Source organism: Pseudomonas sp. NPDC087626 (assembly GCF_044743405.1).
Lineage (GTDB): Bacteria > Pseudomonadota > Gammaproteobacteria > Pseudomonadales > Pseudomonadaceae > Aquipseudomonas.
The window spans coordinates 80,424-98,050 of the sequence record NZ_JBIUWJ010000022.1 but is presented as its reverse complement, the minus strand read 5'-3'; the positions used below and the strand labels follow the sequence as shown (position 1 = coordinate 98,050).

12 protein-coding genes and 2 pseudogenes are annotated in these 17,627 nt (G+C 62.2%); 2 read left to right on the top strand and 12 right to left on the bottom strand.

Annotated features, from left to right (window positions below):
- Positions 1-217: 217 nt before the first annotated feature.
- The 6 genes from ACIOVD_RS18770 to arcD (ACIOVD_RS18745) form a co-directional block, all read right to left on the bottom strand.
- Complete coding sequence (locus tag ACIOVD_RS18770) at positions 218-1,726, bottom strand: sigma-54-dependent transcriptional regulator (protein ID WP_095169845.1); 1,509 nt, start codon at positions 1,724-1,726, stop codon at positions 218-220.
- Positions 1,727-1,849: 123 nt separating this feature from the next.
- Positions 1,850-2,212, bottom strand: coding sequence for a DUF5064 family protein (locus tag ACIOVD_RS18765; RefSeq protein ID WP_095169844.1), 363 nt, complete (start codon positions 2,210-2,212; stop codon positions 1,850-1,852).
- Between the two features lie 12 nt (positions 2,213-2,224).
- Positions 2,225-3,154, bottom strand: coding sequence for a carbamate kinase (gene arcC / locus ACIOVD_RS18760; RefSeq protein WP_095169843.1), 930 nt, complete (start codon positions 3,152-3,154; stop codon positions 2,225-2,227).
- 168 nt (positions 3,155-3,322) lie between these two features.
- Complete coding sequence (locus ACIOVD_RS18755; protein WP_095169842.1) at positions 3,323-4,333, bottom strand: ornithine carbamoyltransferase; 1,011 nt, start codon at positions 4,331-4,333, stop codon at positions 3,323-3,325.
- Between the two features lie 68 nt (positions 4,334-4,401).
- Positions 4,402-5,658, bottom strand: a complete 1,257-nt coding sequence (arcA, locus tag ACIOVD_RS18750) for an arginine deiminase (protein WP_095169841.1) — start codon at positions 5,656-5,658, stop codon at positions 4,402-4,404.
- A gap of 37 nt (positions 5,659-5,695) precedes the next feature.
- A complete protein-coding gene (gene arcD, locus ACIOVD_RS18745; protein WP_095169840.1) occupies positions 5,696-7,123 on the bottom strand; it encodes an arginine-ornithine antiporter in 1,428 nt (475 codons plus the stop codon).
- Positions 7,124-7,557: 434 nt separating this feature from the next.
- Between arcD (ACIOVD_RS18745) and arcD (ACIOVD_RS18740) the strand changes: the two genes are divergently transcribed.
- On the top strand, positions 7,558-8,985 hold the full coding sequence (gene arcD, locus ACIOVD_RS18740; RefSeq protein WP_401129562.1) for an arginine-ornithine antiporter: 1,428 nt from the start codon (positions 7,558-7,560) through the stop codon (positions 8,983-8,985).
- Complete coding sequence (locus ACIOVD_RS18735; protein WP_401129560.1) at positions 8,982-9,860, top strand: DNA-3-methyladenine glycosylase family protein; 879 nt, start codon at positions 8,982-8,984, stop codon at positions 9,858-9,860. The genes arcD (ACIOVD_RS18740) and ACIOVD_RS18735 overlap by 4 nt, the downstream gene beginning before the upstream one ends.
- 176 nt (positions 9,861-10,036) lie before the next feature.
- Here ACIOVD_RS18735 and ACIOVD_RS18730 read toward each other — a convergent pair whose 3' ends face one another.
- The 6 genes and pseudogenes from ACIOVD_RS18730 to ACIOVD_RS18705 all read right to left on the bottom strand — a co-directional run bounded on the left by ACIOVD_RS18730 (position 10,037) and on the right by ACIOVD_RS18705 (position 17,530).
- On the bottom strand, positions 10,037-11,383 hold the full coding sequence (locus ACIOVD_RS18730) for a CoA transferase (protein WP_401129558.1): 1,347 nt from the start codon (positions 11,381-11,383) through the stop codon (positions 10,037-10,039).
- Between the two features lie 56 nt (positions 11,384-11,439).
- Positions 11,440-11,970, bottom strand: a pseudogene (locus ACIOVD_RS18725) (methyl-accepting chemotaxis protein); the annotation flags it as partial.
- Between the two features lie 375 nt (positions 11,971-12,345).
- Positions 12,346-13,437: pseudogene (locus ACIOVD_RS18720) on the bottom strand (chemotaxis protein); the annotation flags it as partial.
- Positions 13,438-13,733: 296 nt separating this feature from the next.
- On the bottom strand, positions 13,734-14,129 hold the full coding sequence (locus tag ACIOVD_RS18715; RefSeq protein WP_095169835.1) for a YbaN family protein: 396 nt from the start codon (positions 14,127-14,129) through the stop codon (positions 13,734-13,736).
- Between the two features lie 81 nt (positions 14,130-14,210).
- Positions 14,211-14,819, bottom strand: a complete 609-nt coding sequence (locus ACIOVD_RS18710; RefSeq protein WP_159997611.1) for a biliverdin-producing heme oxygenase — start codon at positions 14,817-14,819, stop codon at positions 14,211-14,213.
- Positions 14,820-14,941: 122 nt separating this feature from the next.
- Entirely contained in the window at positions 14,942-17,530 is a 2,589-nt protein-coding gene (locus tag ACIOVD_RS18705) for a TonB-dependent receptor (protein WP_401129555.1), read from the bottom strand.
- Positions 17,531-17,627: the final 97 nt, after the last annotated feature.

The following is a 17,627-nucleotide window of genomic DNA, read 5'->3' as shown; positions in this document are numbered from 1 at the left end:
GGGGCAAGAGCCTTTTGCTTACTTTTGGGCTCCTCCAAAAGTGAGCCGCTGTAAAAGCGGAACCATAGGAGGCCGTTACCGCAAAAATGGATATGCACGCGGTCTAATCCAACATCCCTGACGGCCCACAGGTGCAACGTCGCACCACAGTGGTGTAGATACCTATGCCGCGATGAGGCAGTCCAACATTTGCGGCAGTTCAGATAAGGAGTTGTATTCAGGCCTTGCCGGGAATCCCGTACTTGCGCAGCCGATGGGCGATGGCGGTGTGGGAGGTCTGCAGGCGGCTGGCCAGTTGGCGGGTCGAGGGATAGTTGACGTAGAGCTTTTCCAGCAGGCATTTCTCGAAGCTTTCCATGGCCTGCTCCAGGCTGTCGACCTCGCTGTCGCTCTGGCGCGCCACTGAGGTGCCGGCGATGTCCAGGTCGCCGATGTCCACCAGGCTGCTTTCGCAAATGGCCGCGGCGCGGAAGATCACGTTCTGCAACTGGCGCACATTCCCTGGCCAACGATTACCGAGCAGGGCCGGGTAGGTACCGGGCGCCAGGCGGCAGACCGGACGCTGGATCTGCGCACAGGCCTGCTGCATGAAGTAGCGAGCCAGCAGCAGAATGTCCTGGCCGCGCTCGCGCAATGGCGGGACTTCGACGTTGAGCACATTGAGGCGGTAGAACAGGTCTTCGCGAAAGGTCCCCTCGCTGACCATCTTCTCCAGGTCGCGGTGGGTCGCGCTGAGGATCCGCACGTTGACCTTGACCTCACGGTCCCCGCCCACCCGGCGAAAGCTGCCATCGTTGAGAAACCGCAGGAGCTTGGCCTGCAGATACGGCGACATCTCGCCAATCTCGTCGAGAAACACCGTGCCCTGGTTGGCCAGTTCCATCAGCCCCGGCTTACCACCGCGCTGGGCGCCGGTAAAGGCACCGGGGGCGTAGCCGAACAGTTCGCTTTCGGCGAGGTTTTCCGGCAAGGCCGCACAGTTCAACGCCAGGAACGGCGCGCTGTGGCGGGCGCTGATGGCATGGCAGGCGCGGGCCACCAGTTCCTTGCCGGTGCCGGTTTCACCCTGGATCAACAGTGGCGCGTCGAGGGCGGCTACCCGCTGCGCACGGGCCTTGAGTGTGCGGATCGCCGGCGACTCGCCGAGCAAGGCATCAAAACCTTCGGCGTGATCGTGATGCAGTGCCGAGAGCTGTTCGCCGATCCGGTTGGGTGGATACAGGGTCAGCAGGGCGCCAGCGTCGGTGATCGGCGTGGCGCCCAGCAACAAGGTCTGGCCGTTGACCGTGATTTCCCGCAGCGGCAAGCGAAACCCGTGCTCCAGCAAGGTTTCCAGCAGGGCTGGGTCGGCAAACAGTTCGGCGACGTTTTCCCCGGCCGGTTCGCGGCCGTACAGGGCGATCAACGCCGGGTTGGCCAACAGAATGGTGCCGGCACTGTCGAGGGCCAGCACCGGGTCGGTCATGGCGGCCAGCAGGGCATCCAGTTGCAGGTGGCGGCGTTGTCCGGGAAGGATGTCGACCACGGTCACCGCTTGCACACCACGTACGCTGAACAAGGCATCGCGCAGTTCTTCGAGCACTTGCGGGCTCAAGGTCGGGGCGTCGATGTAGACGTTCGGCGGGACCATTTCCACCGCATCCAGGTTGAGGTTGCGCCCACCGAGCAAGGCCAGGACTTCCTGGGTGATGCCGACGCGGTCGATGAAACTGACGTGGATACGCATGGGGCGTTTGTTGGTTCTGAGGTGCGGAGGGGGGCAAGTATGCCTTGGGGCGGGCGAATGGTGAAAGCCTGCTCGCGATAGCGCTGTGTCAGTCGACAGCGCGCCATCGCGAGCGGGATGGGATTACTCGAAGTGTTCGATATTCACCGGGTCGCCGGATTTCATGTTCAGTTGCACCCGGATGTCTTCAAACATCAGGTCGTAATGCTTGTGCACCGAGCCGATCTGGCTGTGGGTCTTTGGAATGCCGTACTTCTCGGCGATCTTCGTCACGTTGTTGGCAAAGTTGTAGGCCTCCTCCTTGGGCAGGAAGAACGTCTCGCTCATGTCCTTGCCCTGAATGTTGCCATGCATGGTGAACTGGATGCCCTTGTCGCCCTTGGGGCTCTTGCTGACTTCGTAGTCGAGGTGCACGTTGTAGCTGACATCATCCGGGGTCAGTGCATGACGCTCGATGTGCAAATGACCTGGCTCAAACTTTGCCATAGACGTCTCTCCTTACAGGTAAGTAATGCCAGGTTTGGACGTGCTGATTCGGGTGCCGGCCTTGCCCTGGACGATCGCTTCGATGTCCGAGAGTGAACCGATCACCGCGACTTTTCCAGTGTTGCGCGCGAAGTCGCAGGCGGCCTGGACTTTCGGCCCCATGGAGCCTGCGGCGAAGCCGAGTTTTTCCATTTCGTCTGGGTGCGCCTGGGCGATGGCTTTCTGGGTGGGCTTGCCGAAGTCGATGAACGCCGCGCTGACGTCGGTGGCAATCACCAGCAAGTCACCTTCCAGCTGTTCGGCCAGCAGCGCCGAGCACAGGTCCTTGTCGATCACCGCTTCGATGCCCTTGAGCTTGTGGTTCTCGTCGTACATGGTCGGGATCCCGCCACCCCCGGCGCAGATCACGATGCTGCCCTTTTCCAGCAACCACTTGATCGGGCGGATTTCGAAAATACGCTTGGGTTTCGGGCTGGCCACCACGCGGCGGAACTTGTCGCCATCGGGGGCGATGGCCCAGCCTTTTTCCGCCGCCAGCGCTTGGGCTTCAGCCTTGCTGTAGACCGGGCCGATCGGCTTGGTCGGGTTCTTGAACGCCGGGTCGTTGGCGTCGACTTCAACCTGGGTCAACAGGGTTGCGAACGGCACCTCGAAGTCCAGCAGATTGCCCAGTTCCTGTTCGATGATGTAGCCGATCATGCCTTCGGTTTCGGCACCGAGCACGTCCAGCGGGTAGGGGGAAACGGAGGTGTAGGCGGCTGCCTGCAGCGACAGCAGGCCGACTTGCGGGCCATTGCCGTGAGCGATCACCAGTTGATTGCCGGGGTGGATCTTGGCGATCTGTTCGGTGGCGATCCGGATGTTGGCGCGTTGATTGTCTGCCGTCATGGGTTCACCACGACGTAGGAGGGCGTTACCGCCCAGAGCAACGACGATACGCATAATGCAGTCCTTCTTCGAAGAGATATAAGCCGGTACGCGGTCCCCTGTAGGAGCGAGCTCGCTCGCGATAGCATCACCACGGTCTGTCAGAAGCACCGGGGTGCTGCCATCGCAGGCAAGCCAGCTCCCACATTGACTGTGTCCAGTCAGTGGGAGCCGAGTGAGCTGTTACAGATCAGCCAGGGTCGATACCAGGATCGCCTTGATCGTGTGCATGCGGTTTTCCGCTTGCTCGAAGGCGATGCAGGCTGGCGACTCGAACACGTCATCGGTCACTTCGATGCCATTGGCCAGGTGCGGATACTGCTCGGCAATCTGCTTGCCGATCTTGGTATCGCTGTTGTGGAAGGCTGGCAGGCAGTGCATGAACTTGGTGCGTGGGTTGCCGGTGGCTTTCATCAGCTCGGCGTTGACCTGGTACGGCAGCAGTTGCTGGATCCGTTCGGCCCAGGCTTCGACAGGCTCGCCCATCGATACCCAGACGTCGGTGTGGATGAAGTCCACGCCCTTGACCGCGGCTTTCGGGTCTTCGGTCAGGGTGATGCGGGCGCCACTTTCTTCCGCGTATTTTTTGCAGCGAGCCACCAGGTCGTCGAGAGGCCACAGGGCTTTGGGTGCGCAGATGCGTACGTCCATGCCCAGCTTGGCGCCGACCAGCAGCAGCGAGTTGCCCATGTTGTTGCGCGCGTCGCCCAGGTAGGCGTAGCTGATCTCGTGGATCGGCTTGTCGGCGTGTTCACGCATGGTCAGCACGTCGGCGATCATCTGAGTCGGGTGGTATTCATCGGTCAGGCCGTTGAACACCGGTACGCCGGCGAACTTCGCCAGTTCTTCGACGATTTCCTGCTTGAAGCCACGGTATTCGATGGCGTCGTACATGCGCCCCAGTACGCGGGCGGTGTCCTTCATGCTTTCTTTGTGGCCGATCTGCGAGGAGTTCGGGTCGATGTAGGTGACGTTGGCGCCCTGGTCATAAGCGGCCACTTCGAACGCGCAGCGGGTGCGGGTCGAGGTTTTTTCGAAGATCAGCGCGATGTTGTTGCCTTTGAGGTGCTGCTGCTCGGTACCGGTGTACTTGGCGCGCTTGAGGTCGCGGGACAGGTCGAGCAGATAACGCAATTCGCGAGGGGTGTGGTGTTCCAGGCTCAGCAGATTGCGGTTATGAATGTTAAAAGCCATTTTGGATCTCCTTGGGTTTCGGTTATCCCCCTGGCCGCACTCGATAAGTGTCGGCCAGGGTTTATAGGTTAGTAGTCGATAGGGTCGCGGATGATCGGGCAGGTCATGCAGTGGCCGCCGCCACGGCCGCGACCGAGCTCGCCGGCGCTGATGGTGATGACCTCGATCCCGGCCTTGCGCAGCAGGGTGTTGGTGTAGGTGTTGCGGTCGTAGCCGATGACCACGCCTGGCTCCACGGCGACCACGTTGTTGCCGTCGTCCCACTGCTCGCGTTCGGCGGCGAAGCTGTTGCCGCCGGTTTCCACCACGCGCAACGCCTTGAGGTTGAGGGCCTTGGCCACGGTGTCGAGGAAGCTGGTTTCCTCGCGGCGGATGTCGATGCCGCCCTGTTTGCTTTCGTCAGGTCGCAGGGTGAAGGCAACGATCTGATTCACCACTTCCGGGAAGACCGTGACCAGGTCGCGGTCGCAGAAGCTGAACACGGTGTCCAGGTGCATGGCTGCGCGGGACTTCGGCAGGCCGGCAACGATCACTTTCTCGACGGCTTTGTTCTTGAACAGGTTCAGTGCCAGTTGGCCGATGGCCTGGCGGGACGAGCGCTCGCCCATGCCGATCAGGACCACACCGTTGCCGATCGGCATGACGTCGCCACCTTCAAGGGTGGAGCTGCCGTGATCCAGGTCCGGGTCGCCGTACCAGATCTCGAAGTCGGCGTTGGTGAACTGAGGGTGGAACTTGTAGATGGCGGTGGTCAGCAGGGTTTCCTGGCGACGGGCCGGCCAGTACATCGGGTTCAGCGTCACGCCACCGTAGATCCAGCAGGTGGTGTCGCGGGTGAACTGGGTGTTGGGCAGCGGTGGCAGGATGAAGCTGGTGTGGCCGAGGAAGTCGCGGAACATCTGGATGGTCTTGCCACCGAAGCTGTCCGGCAGATCATCGGCGGACACGCCACCGATCAGGTACTCGGCGATGTGCCGTGGCTCCAGGCTGCGCAGCCAGGATTTCACTTCGTTGATCAGGCCCAGGCCCACCGAGTCGGCGGTGACCTTGCGTTCCAGGATCCAGTCCAGCGCTTCGGGGATGGCAACGATGTCGGTCAGCAGGTTGTGCATTTCCAGCACGTCGATCCCGCGTTCGCGCATCTTGGTAACGAAGTCGAAATGGTCACGCTTGGCTTGGGCAACCCACAGCACATCATCGAAAAGCAGTTCGTCACAGTTGTTCGGGGTCAGCCGCTGGTGGGCCAGGCCGGGGGAGCAAACCATGACTTTGCGCAGTTTGCCGGCTTCGGAATGTACGCCGTACTTAACTTTTTCCGTGGTCATTACAGTGATCCTCCAGATGACAATACAAACTTGAGTGTTACAGGGTCAGGAAGCCGTCGTAGAGCCCATAGGCCGCTACCAGCGCACCTATGACTACCGCGGCGAAAATCAGCTTCTCGACGTTGGTGAAAATCGGTTTGCCCAACTCGCGCTTGGCCTTGGCGAACAGAATCACGCCAGGGGCATAGAGCAGGGCAGAGAGCAGCAGGTACTTCAGGCCGCCGGCGTAAATCAGCCAGACCGCATAGATCAGGGCTACGGCGCCGATGAACAGGTCTTTCTTGCGTTCGGCCAGGGCGTTCTCGTAAGTCTCGCCGCGCACTGCCAACAGCAGGGCGTAGGCCGCCGACCAGAGGTAAGGCACCAGGATCATCGAGGTGGCGAGGTAGATCAGCGACAGGTAGGTACTGGCCGAGAACAGGGTGATGATCAGGAAGATCTGCACCATGGCGTTGGTCAGCCACAGGGCGTTGACCGGTACGTGGTTCTCGTTTTCCTTGCGCAGGAACTCCGGCATGGTGTGGTCTTTGGCGGCGGCGAACATGATCTCCGCACACAGCAGGACCCACGATAGCAGGGCGCCCAGCAGGGAGATGATCAAACCAACGCTGATCAGCACCGCACCCCAGTGACCCACCACGTGCTCAAGCACGGCGGCCATCGACGGGTTCTGCAGCTTGGCCAGTTCCGGTTGAGTCATGATCCCCAGCGAGAGGACGTTCACCAGCACCAGGAACAGCAGCACGGTAATGAAGCCGATCACCGTGGCTTTACCCACGTCCGAGCGTTTTTCCGCACGGGAGGAGAAGATGCTCGCGCCCTCGATACCGATGAACACCCAGACGGTGACCAGCATCATGTTGCGCACCTGGTCCATCACGCTGCCCAGGTCCGGGTTCTTGATCCCCCAGATATCGGCAGTGAAGATGTCCAGTTTGAAGGCGAAAATGGCGATCAGGACAAACAGCAGCAGCGGTACAACCTTGGCCACCGTGGTCACCAGGTTGATGAACGCTGCTTCCTTGATCCCGCGCAGGACCAGGAAGTGCACCGCCCACAACAGCACAGACGCACCGATGACGGCGGCGACGGTGTTGCCTTCGCCGAAAATCGGGAAGAAGTAACCCAGGGTGCTGAACAGCAATACGAAGTAACCGACGTTCCCCAACCAGGCACTGATCCAGTAGCCCCAGGCCGAGGAGAAACCCATGTAGTCGCCGAAACCGGCCTTGGCATAGGCGTAGACCCCGCCATCCAGATTCGGCTTGCGATTGGCCAGGGTCTGGAAGACAAAGGCCAGGGTCAACATACCGACAGCAGTGATGGCCCAGCCGATCAAAACAGCGCCGACATCGGCACTGGCGGCCATGTTCTGGGGCAAGGAAAAGATCCCGCCGCCAATCATGGAGCCGACCACAAGCGCGACCAGGGCACCTAGTCGTAGTTTTCCGGGAGATTCTGACATTGCATGACTCCAATGCAGGAGAAGTGAGTTCGCAGAGTAAATCCGCTGACGTTTCAAACAGCTGACTTAGATCAGTTCATTGCCACATTCCATTGTTGATGAATGACTTTCGCCGGTTTGTTAACGCGCTGAGAGGCCTCTCCTAGAGGCTTCCAGGTGGAATTAAAGATAATGCATCGTATTGCAGCAAGGTATGAAGCTAGTTGGTTTTTCAGAATGTGCAAATTTTTACCGGCGGTTCTCAGTACAGAATGGATTTATCGGAAATGCTTCACAAAACTGGCAAAATCTCCCGGCGGCATAGATGAGACAGTTCTAAGCGAAGTCTGATTTTTATCCTTTACTGATAAACGTGTGGCTGCGCTGGATATTTAATTGAGTGAACACTTGTTATGGTTCGCAAACATGACAAAACGTCGATTTGAGAGGTAACGATGTCGCAACCGGCGCAAAAGCTCCGACTCAGTGCCTTGATCGCCTTGGTGGTCGGCTCGATGATTGGCGGCGGGATCTTTTCCTTGCCGCAGAACATGGCCGCCCGCGCCGATGCCGGGGCCGTATTGATCGGCTGGGCCATCACCGCGGTGGGCATGCTGACCCTGGCCTTTGTGTTCCAGACCCTGGCCAACCGCAAGCCTGAACTGGACTCGGGGGTGTACGCCTACGCCAAGGCCGGGTTTGGCGACTACATGGGGTTCTCCTCGGCCTGGGGCTACTGGATCAGTGCCTGGCTGGGCAACGTTGGCTATTTCGTGCTGCTGTTCAGCACCCTGGGTTACTTCTTTCCGGTGTTTGGCCAGGGCAATACGCCGATTGCCATCGGCTGCGCCTCGGTGCTGCTGTGGGCGGTGCATTTCCTGGTGATGCGCGGGATCAAGGAGGCGGCGTTCATCAACCAGGTGACCACGGTGGCCAAGATCGTGCCGCTGGTGATGTTCATCGTGATTGCCGCCGTTGCGTTCAAGGCTGACATCTTTACCCGGGATATCTGGGGTCGCAGCAACCCGAACTTCGGCAGCGTGATGGACCAGGTGCGCAACATGATGCTGGTCACGGTATTCGTGTTTATCGGCATCGAAGGCGCGAGCGTGTATTCGGCCCGCGCGGAAAAACGCTCCGACGTGGGCCGGGCCACCGTCATTGGCTTTATCGGGGTGCTGGCGCTGTTGGTGCTGGTGAACGTGCTGTCACTGGGGATCATGAGTCAGCCGGAGCTGGCCAACCTGCAGAACCCTTCGCTGGCGGCGGTGCTGGAGCACATTGTCGGGCCGTGGGGCGCTTTGCTGATCAGCGTCGGCCTGGCCATTTCGTTGCTTGGGGCATTGCTATCCTGGGCGCTGCTGTGTGCCGAAATCCTGTTTGCCACGGCCCGGGACAAGACCATGCCGGCGTTCCTGAAAAAGGAAAACGCCAACCATGTACCGGTCAACGCGCTGTGGCTGACCAACGTGATGATCCAGCTGTTTCTGCTGATCACCCTGTTTTCTGCTGGTACCTACACCAGCCTGATCTACCTCGCCTCGTCGATGATCCTGGTGCCTTACTTGTGGTCGGCGGCTTACGCGGTGCTGTTGAGCGGGCGCGGTGAAACCTATGAAAACGCCTCGGGCGAGCGCACCAAGGATTTGCTGATTGGCGCGATCGCCCTGGTTTATGCGGTCTGGCTGCTGTATGCCGGTGGGGTCAAGTACCTGCTGCTGTCGGCGCTGCTGTATGCACCGGGGGTGATTCTGTTCGCCAAGGCCAAGCATGAGCAGGGCCAGCCGTTGTTCACCCATATCGAAAAAGGCATTTTCGCCTGCGTGGTTGTCGGTGCGTTGGTGGCGGCCTATGGCTTGTACAGCGGCGTGCTGAGTTTGTGAGGCTGACGCTCGACTATCAGGGGGCCTACGATTGGCCGGCGATGCTCGACTTCCTGGCGGCGCGGGCCATCGATGGGCTCGAGGTGGTTCGCTCCGGGTCGTACGCCCGCAGCTTCTGCCTGCACGGTTTGCAGGGCACGTTTGTCATCAGCCAGGCGCCGGGTCACGGCCTGGCGGTAGAGCTGACCTATGCCGATTCGGCGGCGTTGCCGCAGATTGTGGCGCGCTTGCGGCGGATGTTCGACCTCGATGCGGACTTGCCGGCCATCCACCGGCACCTGGCCACAGACCCGCTGCTGGCGCCGTTGATTGCCCGGCGCCCGGGCTTGCGTGTGCCGGGCACCTGGGACGGCCTGGAGTTGGCGATGCGGGCGGTGCTGGGGCAGCAGATCAGTGTGGCAGCGGCGATCAGGCTAGCGGGCAAGCTGGTGGCGCAATACGGCGCGCCGCTGGTGGGGCCCGAGCCGTGGTTGCCGGGCCTGAGGCAGGTGTTTCCCGAGGCACAGGTGTTGGCTTCGGCGGATCTGGCCACGCTGGGCATGCCCCGCAGCCGTGGGCGCACTTTGTCGGGTGTGGCCCAGGCGTTGCTGGAGAACCCTGGGCTGTTCGACACGCGCGCGAACTTACCGGCGTCTGTGGCGCCGTTGCTGGCGTTATGGGGCGTGGGTGACTGGACGGCCCAGTACATCGCCTTGCGCCAGATGCGCGAGGCGGATGCCTTTCCGCCGGGGGATGTGGGGCTGCTCAAGGCGCTGGCCGCCCTCGAAGGCCAGCCAGTCAGCGCCCAGCACCTGTTGGCCCGGGCAGAAAGCTGGCGACCATACCGGGGTTATGCGGCGCAAGTGTTGTGGACGTCCTTGAGTCGGGGGGATTGAGGTGTAGCAAAGACCGGCTTCGCCGGATTGTGTGGGAGCGGGCTTGCCCGCGATGGACGTCAACGATAACGCGCAGATTCAGGATCAACGCAGCGCTCTTGAGACCATCGCGGGCAAGCCCGCTCCCACAGGATTTTTGGCTGCCAGCAGATTTTGCGGGCACCATCGCTGCCTGTTCACCACCGTGCCCGATGGGCGCCCAGTTCCCCGGCCGGCAGTGACCACTGCAGGGGCGTGCCGCTGATGGTTAGTGGTACCTGCAGCCGATTGGCCGGTCCCCAGGTTGTTTGTTCCAGCACGAGTCCCTGATCGCTGGCCTCTTCGGCACGCAGCGCCGGTTGTGGTGTGGCGGGCTGTTGCAGCAGCAGCTTCGCCGTGCGCGCCAATGACAGGCGGGCGGAGCCGCCGCAGCCGCTGGCCAGGCGCTCGGTCAACAGCTTGAGACAGCTGGCCGCCATCAGGTACCCGGTGGCGTGGTCCAGGGCCTGCACCGGCAGGGGCGTCGGTTGGTCGCTGTGCTGCCAGGCCATGCCGGCTTCGGCGATGCCGGTGCTCATCTGCACCAGGCTGTCGAAGCCCCGGCGATTCTGCCAGGGACCGCTCCAGCCATAGGCATTGAGGCTGACGTCGATCAGCCCCGGCGCCAGCGCCTGGCGTGCCCGGGTGCCGTAGCCGAGGTTTTCCAGGGCGTCGGCGCGGTAGCCATGGAGCAGGATGTCGGCGTCCTTGAGCAGGGCTTCAAACACCTGGCGGTCGCTGCGTTGGTGCAGGTCAAGGTGGGCGCAGCGTTTGCCCAGGGTCATTTCCGCGACCACGCCCGGCTCGTGCCAGTGGGGTGGGTCGATGCGCAGCACATCGGCGCCCAGGCCGGCGAGAAAACGACTGGCTGCGGGGCCGGCAAGGACCCGGGTCAGGTCCAGCACCCTGAGCCCCGCCAGCGGCCTCGCGACTGATCCCGACCAGGCCTGCCGGCGTTGATCCTCAAGGGGCGCCAAGTGCACCAGCGGCTCGGCATTGACCGCCAGCCCCTGGGGATGGACCTGCCATTGCTGCCAGGAGCGCATGACCGCCGCGCAGCCCCCGGCGTCGACCACCGCCTGTTCCAGATCCTCCTTGGCCCACGACGCAACCTTGGCGGCCATCGCGCTGCGGTCGCGGCAGGCACCCAGTACTTTTTCGGCGGCGCGTCGATGATGGGCAGCATTGGTGTGCAAGCGGATCCAGCCATCGCCCGTGGCATAGTCACCGGCGAGCGGATCCCACATCGGCGGCACCTTCCAGCCCAGCGGGCGCAAGGAGGTGGCGAACCAGAAGGAGGCAAGTCGGCGATCAACTTCGAGGGTCGGTAAACGGCCGGTCTGTTGCTGCAGCAGTTCGCTGAGGGCCTGGCCGGCCACCGCAATACTGGCGCTGGCCAGCTCGGTGACGGCAAACGCCGAGGGCAGGGCGCCCTCGGCGGTGAACCGGATGGCAGTTTTCTGCAAGCCCAATGCGGCTTGCAGGGCAGTCAGCAAAGTAGTCATCGAGAGCCCTCCGAAAGAGGGCTCGAGCATAGAACAAAAGCGCTGTGGTGGAGGGCCTAAACCCGGAACTGGTCCATCAGTTTCATCTGGTGGGTGGCCAGGGAGTTGAGCTGGCTACTGATCTGCGCCGACTCGGTGGCTTGCTCGGTCAGGGTCTCGGTGACCGTGCGGATCGCCGAAACGTTGCGGTTGACCTCTTCGGCCACGGCGCTCTGCTGCTCGGCGGCACTGGCGATCTGCAGGTTCATGTCGCTGATCACCGTGACTGCCTCGCTGATCTTGCCCAGGGCCTGTACCGCTTGCTGGATCTGCCCGGCGTTGTTGTGCGCCTGGGTCTGGCTCGAATGCATGGTGGCGACCACGCCGCGGGTGCCGGTCTGGATCCGCTCGATCACCAGGCGGATCTCCTCGACCGAATCCTGGGTACGTTTGGCCAGGTTGCGCACTTCATCGGCGACCACCGCAAAGCCGCGTCCGCTTTCGCCGGCGCGAGCCGCCTCGATCGCGGCGTTGAGGGCCAGCAGGTTGGTCTGTTCGGCGATGCTACGGATCACTTCCAGCACCGAGCCGATCTGCTCGCTGTTGACGGCCAGCGCTTCGACTTCGGTCACTGCCTTGCTGACTTCTTCGGCCAGTTGATTGATGTCGCGGGTGCTGCGTTCGATGATCGACATCCCGTCCCGCGCCGACTGGTCCGCGCCCCTGGCGGCGCTGGCGGCATTCGAGGCGCTGTTGGCGACGTCATGGGCGGTGGCGCTCATTTCGTTGGAGGCGGTGGCGACCTGGTCGATTTCGCGGAACTGCACCTGCATGCCTTCGCTGGTCTGGCGGGCGATTGCCGAGGACTGGTCGGCGGTGCCACGGGCGTCGGTGATGCTTTGCTTGATCTGTGCGATGGTCGGCTGCAGTTTGTCGAGGAAGCGGTTGAACCAGCTCACCAGCTCGCCCAACTCGTCTTGCTTGCTGTAGTTCAGGCGTTGGGTGAGGTCGCCGTCGCCGCTGGCAATCGCCTTGAGCATGGTCGCCACGCTGTTGATTGGCCGGGTCACGCCGGAGGCAGTCAACCACATCAGCAGCAGGCCCAGCAGGCCGGCGCCGATGGCCACGGCCAGGGTCTTGTAGGTGCCAAGGTCCTGCGCCTCATCGAGCACCGTTTGCAGTTTCAGCGAGTCGGCCAGCAGCACTTGCCGGGGCAGGTCGATCACTACCCCCCAAGGCTTGGTGTCGGCAATCGGGCTGACCGGCAACACCGCGCGGATCAGGTCGCCGTGCTGGAGAATCTTCGCGGTGTTGGCGTTGATCAGTTGCAGCACTTCCTTGCCATCGTTGCCCAGGGCCTCGACCAGGTTTTTCCCCAGTTTGCTGGCGTCGACGCTGTAGCCGGCCAGCGCACCGCTGCCAGACACGATCAGCATGTGCCCGGCACCGTTGAACAAGTCCCGCTGGGAGCTGAGGGCGGCGGCTTGCAGGGCGTCGAGGGAGATGTCGATACCGACCACGCCGATGGCCTTGCCATTGACCAGCAACGGCACGGAAATACTGGTCATCAGCATTTCCTTGCCGGCGACGGTGTCGGCATAGGGGTCGAGCAGGCAGGTACGCTTGCTGTCGCGGGGGCAGGTGTACCAGCTGTTGTACGGGGTGCCACTGAGATTGAGGGTGGTCTTGGTCATGTCCTCTTCGGTCATGATGGTGTTTTCCCCGGTCCCTGCGGCACGGCTCCAGTAACTGGCGAATCGCCCGGCTTCGTTGGACAGGCGAGCGGCGTCGTCGACGAAGCCCTGGTCCTGGCCGTCCAGGCCATTGGGTTCGAATGCCAGCCAGATTCCCAGGACCCCGGTGTTGCGCTCGAAAGCGCTCTTCAGGCTCTGGTTCAACTCCTCGCGCAGCGCGCCGGGATCCAGGGCGCGCTTGCCGGCCAGACGACGCAGATCAGCGATCTGGTCGGCCAGGGCGGTCACTACCAGCAGGCTTTCGCCGAAGGTTTTCTGCACCCGCACCGCCTGCTCGGCAGCCTTGGCCTGCAGCAGGTTCTCGACGCTGGCCGTGAGCATCCGGGTGCTGGAGGCGCTGACCAGTTGATCGTTCTGATTGGTCTGGTAGATGTTCATGCCGACGATCAGGCCCACCACGCCCAACAGGCACAGTCCGGACAACAGCACGATTTTCAGGCGGATGGAAAGAGAGTCGAACATGGGGCGATCTCGCGAAGGGATGACTGGTGGGCTGAGGGTCATGAGCGACCCGCTCGCCAAATCCATTCAGCGCCATGTGTGACACATCGGCTTACAAGAGCTGGGCATGAGCGACAGCCGACGAACGGTCGCTGGCGCGGCAGGGACTGGAGATATCAGGAGGCTTGAGGCAGGGACTCCGGGCGCGACCAGATCCACAGGTTGCCCAGGCTCATGCCGGCGATGGCGAGGTAGATCGGCCAGCCGTGGTCGAGCATCACCAGCATCAGGCCGGCACACAGCAGCATGCTCGCGGTGGCGCTGATCTTGGCTCTTCGCGCGACAATCTTGCCGTTGCGCCAGTTTTTCAGGATCGGCCCGAACAGCCGATGGTTTTCCAGCCAGGCACTCAGGCGCGGCGAACTCTTGGTCGCCGCCCAGGCGGCCAACAGGATGAATTCGGTGGTCGGCAACCCCGGCACGACAATGGCGATCAGGCCAATGCCCAGGCTGACGTAGGCCAGCAGGCCGAAGAGGATGCGCGCGAGTTTGGAGGAGGCGAGGCGAGACATGGGTTATTCAGAGGTTGACCGCGAGGTTGGATCGCAAGGCTACAGGTTTGCCCTGCCCAACCAGGTTGGGCAGGGGGTCGGTCAGGCCAGTTCAGGCTCGGTGGCGTAAGCCTGTTCCAGCAATACGGTGAAGCGGTTGAAGGCGTCGATGGCACCTTTATCGACCGCGGCTTCTTCTTCGGCGCTGAATGCCAGGCCGTCGAGGGTCCTGACGAAGTTTTTCCAGCCTTCGGCGCGACCACCGGCCGGCTCGCCCAGGTGGCGGGCACCGAAGGTTTCGCTCAGGCCCAGGCCTACGGCACGCTTGATCAAGAACGCGGCACCGAGTTTCGAGCCTTCGGAAACGAACAGCCAGCCCAGGGCTTCAGCCTTGCTCGGCTGTTGCACGGCGCCTGCCACCGGGGCCGGGACCTGGGTGTCGAGGTCGGCCAGGTCGGCCTTGGCGGCTTCGGCGCGGCAGCGCTCTGCCAGGTCGGGGACGATGGCGATCAGCTTGGGATCGTTGTACAGCGACACCAGTTCCGACTGGAACAGGTACTGGGCCACCACAAAACGGGCGAAGTTGGCCTGGGTTTCAAACGGCGCATGGGCCTTGACCAGGGCGTCGAGCTTGGCATGGGGCTCGTGGGTGATCTGGTTCAGGCGTTGGGAACGCAGGCTCGGGCGTTGAGTAGGATCGGCAGCGGTCATGAAGAAGTCCTTGAGAATGAGATGCGCTTGGTAACTAGACGAACCAGCAGGCGCAGCACAGTAAAAAATCCTCGCTGCGCCTGGGAAAAAGGCGCAACGAGATTTCCATTAGCGGGTAACGATCAGATATCCCAGATCAGGTTGATCGCGAAGTTGCGGCCTGGCTCGGTCAGGCGATCGAGGTTGGCCGGGCTGAGCACGGCGGCCTCGCCGACGCTGTCGTAACCGCGCACGTTGTCCCACTGCCAGTATTTCTTGTCCGCCAGGTTGTACACGCCGGCGCTGAGGGTCACGTCGTCGCTGACCTTGTAGAAACCGGCCAGGTCGAGCACGCCATAGCCTGGGGTCTTGAACTGGCTGCTGACGCCGTCCGGCGACTTGAAGCTGCTGTCGTCCACCAGGTTTTTCTTCTGCACCAGGGTCCAGCTGAGCAAGGCGCCGTAGCTGTCCTGGTCATAGCCCAGGCCGAACACGCCGGTCAGCGGGTTGATCGAGTTGAGTGGCTCGCCAGTGTCATTGTTGCGACCGTGGGCGTAGGCGATCGAACCCTTGGTGTAGAGGCCCTGTGGTGCGCCGAAGGTATCGAGGTTCAGGCGACCCTTGAGCTCCACGCCTTTGATGGTGGCGTGCTTGATGTTGTTGCTCTGGAACGTCAGCTCGTTGTAGCCGGGGGTCACGGCGTCTTCGTTGATGAAGTCGCGGTACTTGTTATAGAACACCACCATGTCGAAGTTGCCCGCCTCGAAGTTGCCGCGCAGGCCAGTCTCGTAGGTTTTGCTTTTTTCCGGTTCCAGGTCCGGGTTCGGCGCCACGCTGTAGCCCGGGTTGACGTTTTCGAAACGACCGTACAAGGCCTTGGCGGTCGGCGTCCGGAAACCTTCGCCGTACTGGCCGAACCAGGTGTAGTTGTCGTCCAGGGCGTAGGTCAGGCCGAACTTGGGCGAGAGCCGATGCCAGGTCTTGTTCTCGTCGCTGACCGTACCCAGGCCATCAGGCGCTACGGTGTTGAGGAACTCCTGGGTGACATGGGGCTTGAGCTTGGTGTAGTCGTAGCGCAGGCCCGGGATGAAGGTCCAGTCGTTCCAGGTGATCTGGTCCTGGGCGAACAGGCTGTAGGTGTCGATGGTCGGGTCCGGGAAGTCGCTGGATTTTTTCAGCACATCGCTGGGGCTGATGGCACCCACGGCGCTGCAACCACGACCTACCGCCAGGCAGGTGCCGCTGCCGGTGCGCGAGCCGGTGACTTTCTGGTGTTTGAGGGTGGTGCCGTAGGTCAGCACATGGCCGGTCTCGCCGATGGCGAATGCCTTGTCCAGTTGTGCGTCGAACACCCACTGCTTTTCCTCGTAGAGGGTTTCGCGCGAGCGCATCACGTTGCGGCTGAACGGGAAGTAGTTTTCCAGGGTGGATTGGCCAGTCTTGGCGATCTGGTAGTTCAGGCTCCACTTCAGGTTGTCCACCAGCAGGGCATCGACGGCGAAGCTGTTTTCCAGGCCAAAACGTTCGCGGCTGACGGTCTCTTCACCGGTGCGCGAGCGGTACATGCCCAGGGGCTGGCCATTGTTGAACGGGCCGCCGACGGCGCTTTGCAGGTCGGCGTCGCGGTGGTCCTTGTACTTCTCGTAGGTCAGGCCCAGGCGGGCGTCTTCGGCGTAGTTCCAGCCAGCCTTGGCCAGCACGTTAGTGGTGCGCACGTCTTCCGGGTTGGCCGCGGTGCGATCCAGGCCGGTGCCGTTGTTTTGGCCGTAGGATTCGGTTTCGTGACCGTCGCGCTGGCTGAAGTGCAGCAAGCCATCGAACTGATCGGCGCGTCCGGCGACGGTGGCGGATTTCAGCCAGCTGTCATCGGCGGAGCTGTAACCGGTTTTCAGGCGGGCGCCGACATCCTGGCCGGGCTTGATGATGTCTTCCGGGTCAAGGGTGAAGTAGCTCACCGCGCCGCCGATAGCGTTGCTGCCGTACAGCACCGAGGCCGGGCCGCGGAGGATTTCCACGCGCTTGACGATTTCCGGGTCAACGTAGTTGCGTTGGGTCTTGGCATACGGGCCGTTGAAGAAGCCGTTGGGAATCTCGACGCCATCGACCTGGGTCAGGATCCGGTCGCCGTCGATGCCGCGAATGTTGTAGCCGCTGATGCCGCCCCGGGTGCCGGTACCGCCGACCGATACGCCTGGCTCATAGCGCACCAGGTCCTTGATGGTGTTGACGTTGTTGCGATCCAGCTCTTCGCGGGTGTGCACGGTCACGGTGCTGGGCACGCTGTCGACGCTCTGCTCCTGGCGCGTGGCGCTGATGGTCATCTGCTGCAGTGCGAGGGTGCCGCCGGCGGTGCGTTTTTCCAGCGCAATGTTGTTGCTGCCCAGCTTGCGATAGCTCAGGTTGGTCCCCACCAACAGGCGATCCAGGGCTTTTTCCGGGCTCAGTGCGCCGTGCACGCCTGGCGAGGCCACGCCTTCTGCCAGTTCTGCCGGCAAGCCGACCTGCCATCCGGTGACGGCGGTGAACTCGTTGAGCGCCGAGACCAGTGGCTGCTGGACAATGGCGAAGCTGTAGTCGCCCATCTGGCGGCTTGGCTGTTGGGCCGGGGTGGCGGCCATCACAGGCGCAGCCTGGGTGCCGGCCAGCAGCATGGCGGCGGTCAGCAAGGACAGCGTGCAGTTGTGCACGCGGGCGGATGGTGAAGAGGACTGGCGGGTAAGGCGAGAGGACATCGATAGCGCTCCGTGTCGCACGAATCTTATAGGTGCAGATTGGCATCAAGGATGCGAATCAATTGCATTGGCTATAACGAGACGTACGGCGAATGAC

What these genes read in the sequence shown, in the direction of transcription:
- ACIOVD_RS18770 (WP_095169845.1), bottom strand. Translation starts at nt 1,726, where the DNA reads ATGCGTATCCACGTCAGTTTCATCGACCGCGTCGGCATCACCCAGGAA.
- ACIOVD_RS18765 (WP_095169844.1), bottom strand. Translation starts at nt 2,212, where the DNA reads ATGGCAAAGTTTGAGCCAGGTCATTTGCACATCGAGCGTCATGCACTG.
- arcC (WP_095169843.1), bottom strand. Translation starts at nt 3,154, where the DNA reads ATGCGTATCGTCGTTGCTCTGGGCGGTAACGCCCTCCTACGTCGTGGT.
- ACIOVD_RS18755 (WP_095169842.1), bottom strand. Translation starts at nt 4,333, where the DNA reads ATGGCTTTTAACATTCATAACCGCAATCTGCTGAGCCTGGAACACCAC.
- arcA (WP_095169841.1), bottom strand. Translation starts at nt 5,658, where the DNA reads ATGACCACGGAAAAAGTTAAGTACGGCGTACATTCCGAAGCCGGCAAA.
- arcD (WP_095169840.1), bottom strand. Translation starts at nt 7,123, where the DNA reads ATGTCAGAATCTCCCGGAAAACTACGACTAGGTGCCCTGGTCGCGCTT.
- arcD (WP_401129562.1), top strand. Translation starts at nt 7,558, where the DNA reads ATGTCGCAACCGGCGCAAAAGCTCCGACTCAGTGCCTTGATCGCCTTG.
- ACIOVD_RS18730 (WP_401129558.1), bottom strand. Translation starts at nt 11,383, where the DNA reads ATGACTACTTTGCTGACTGCCCTGCAAGCCGCATTGGGCTTGCAGAAA.
- ACIOVD_RS18715 (WP_095169835.1), bottom strand. Translation starts at nt 14,129, where the DNA reads ATGTCTCGCCTCGCCTCCTCCAAACTCGCGCGCATCCTCTTCGGCCTG.
- ACIOVD_RS18710 (WP_159997611.1), bottom strand. Translation starts at nt 14,819, where the DNA reads ATGACCGCTGCCGATCCTACTCAACGCCCGAGCCTGCGTTCCCAACGC.
- ACIOVD_RS18705 (WP_401129555.1), bottom strand. Translation starts at nt 17,530, where the DNA reads ATGTCCTCTCGCCTTACCCGCCAGTCCTCTTCACCATCCGCCCGCGTG.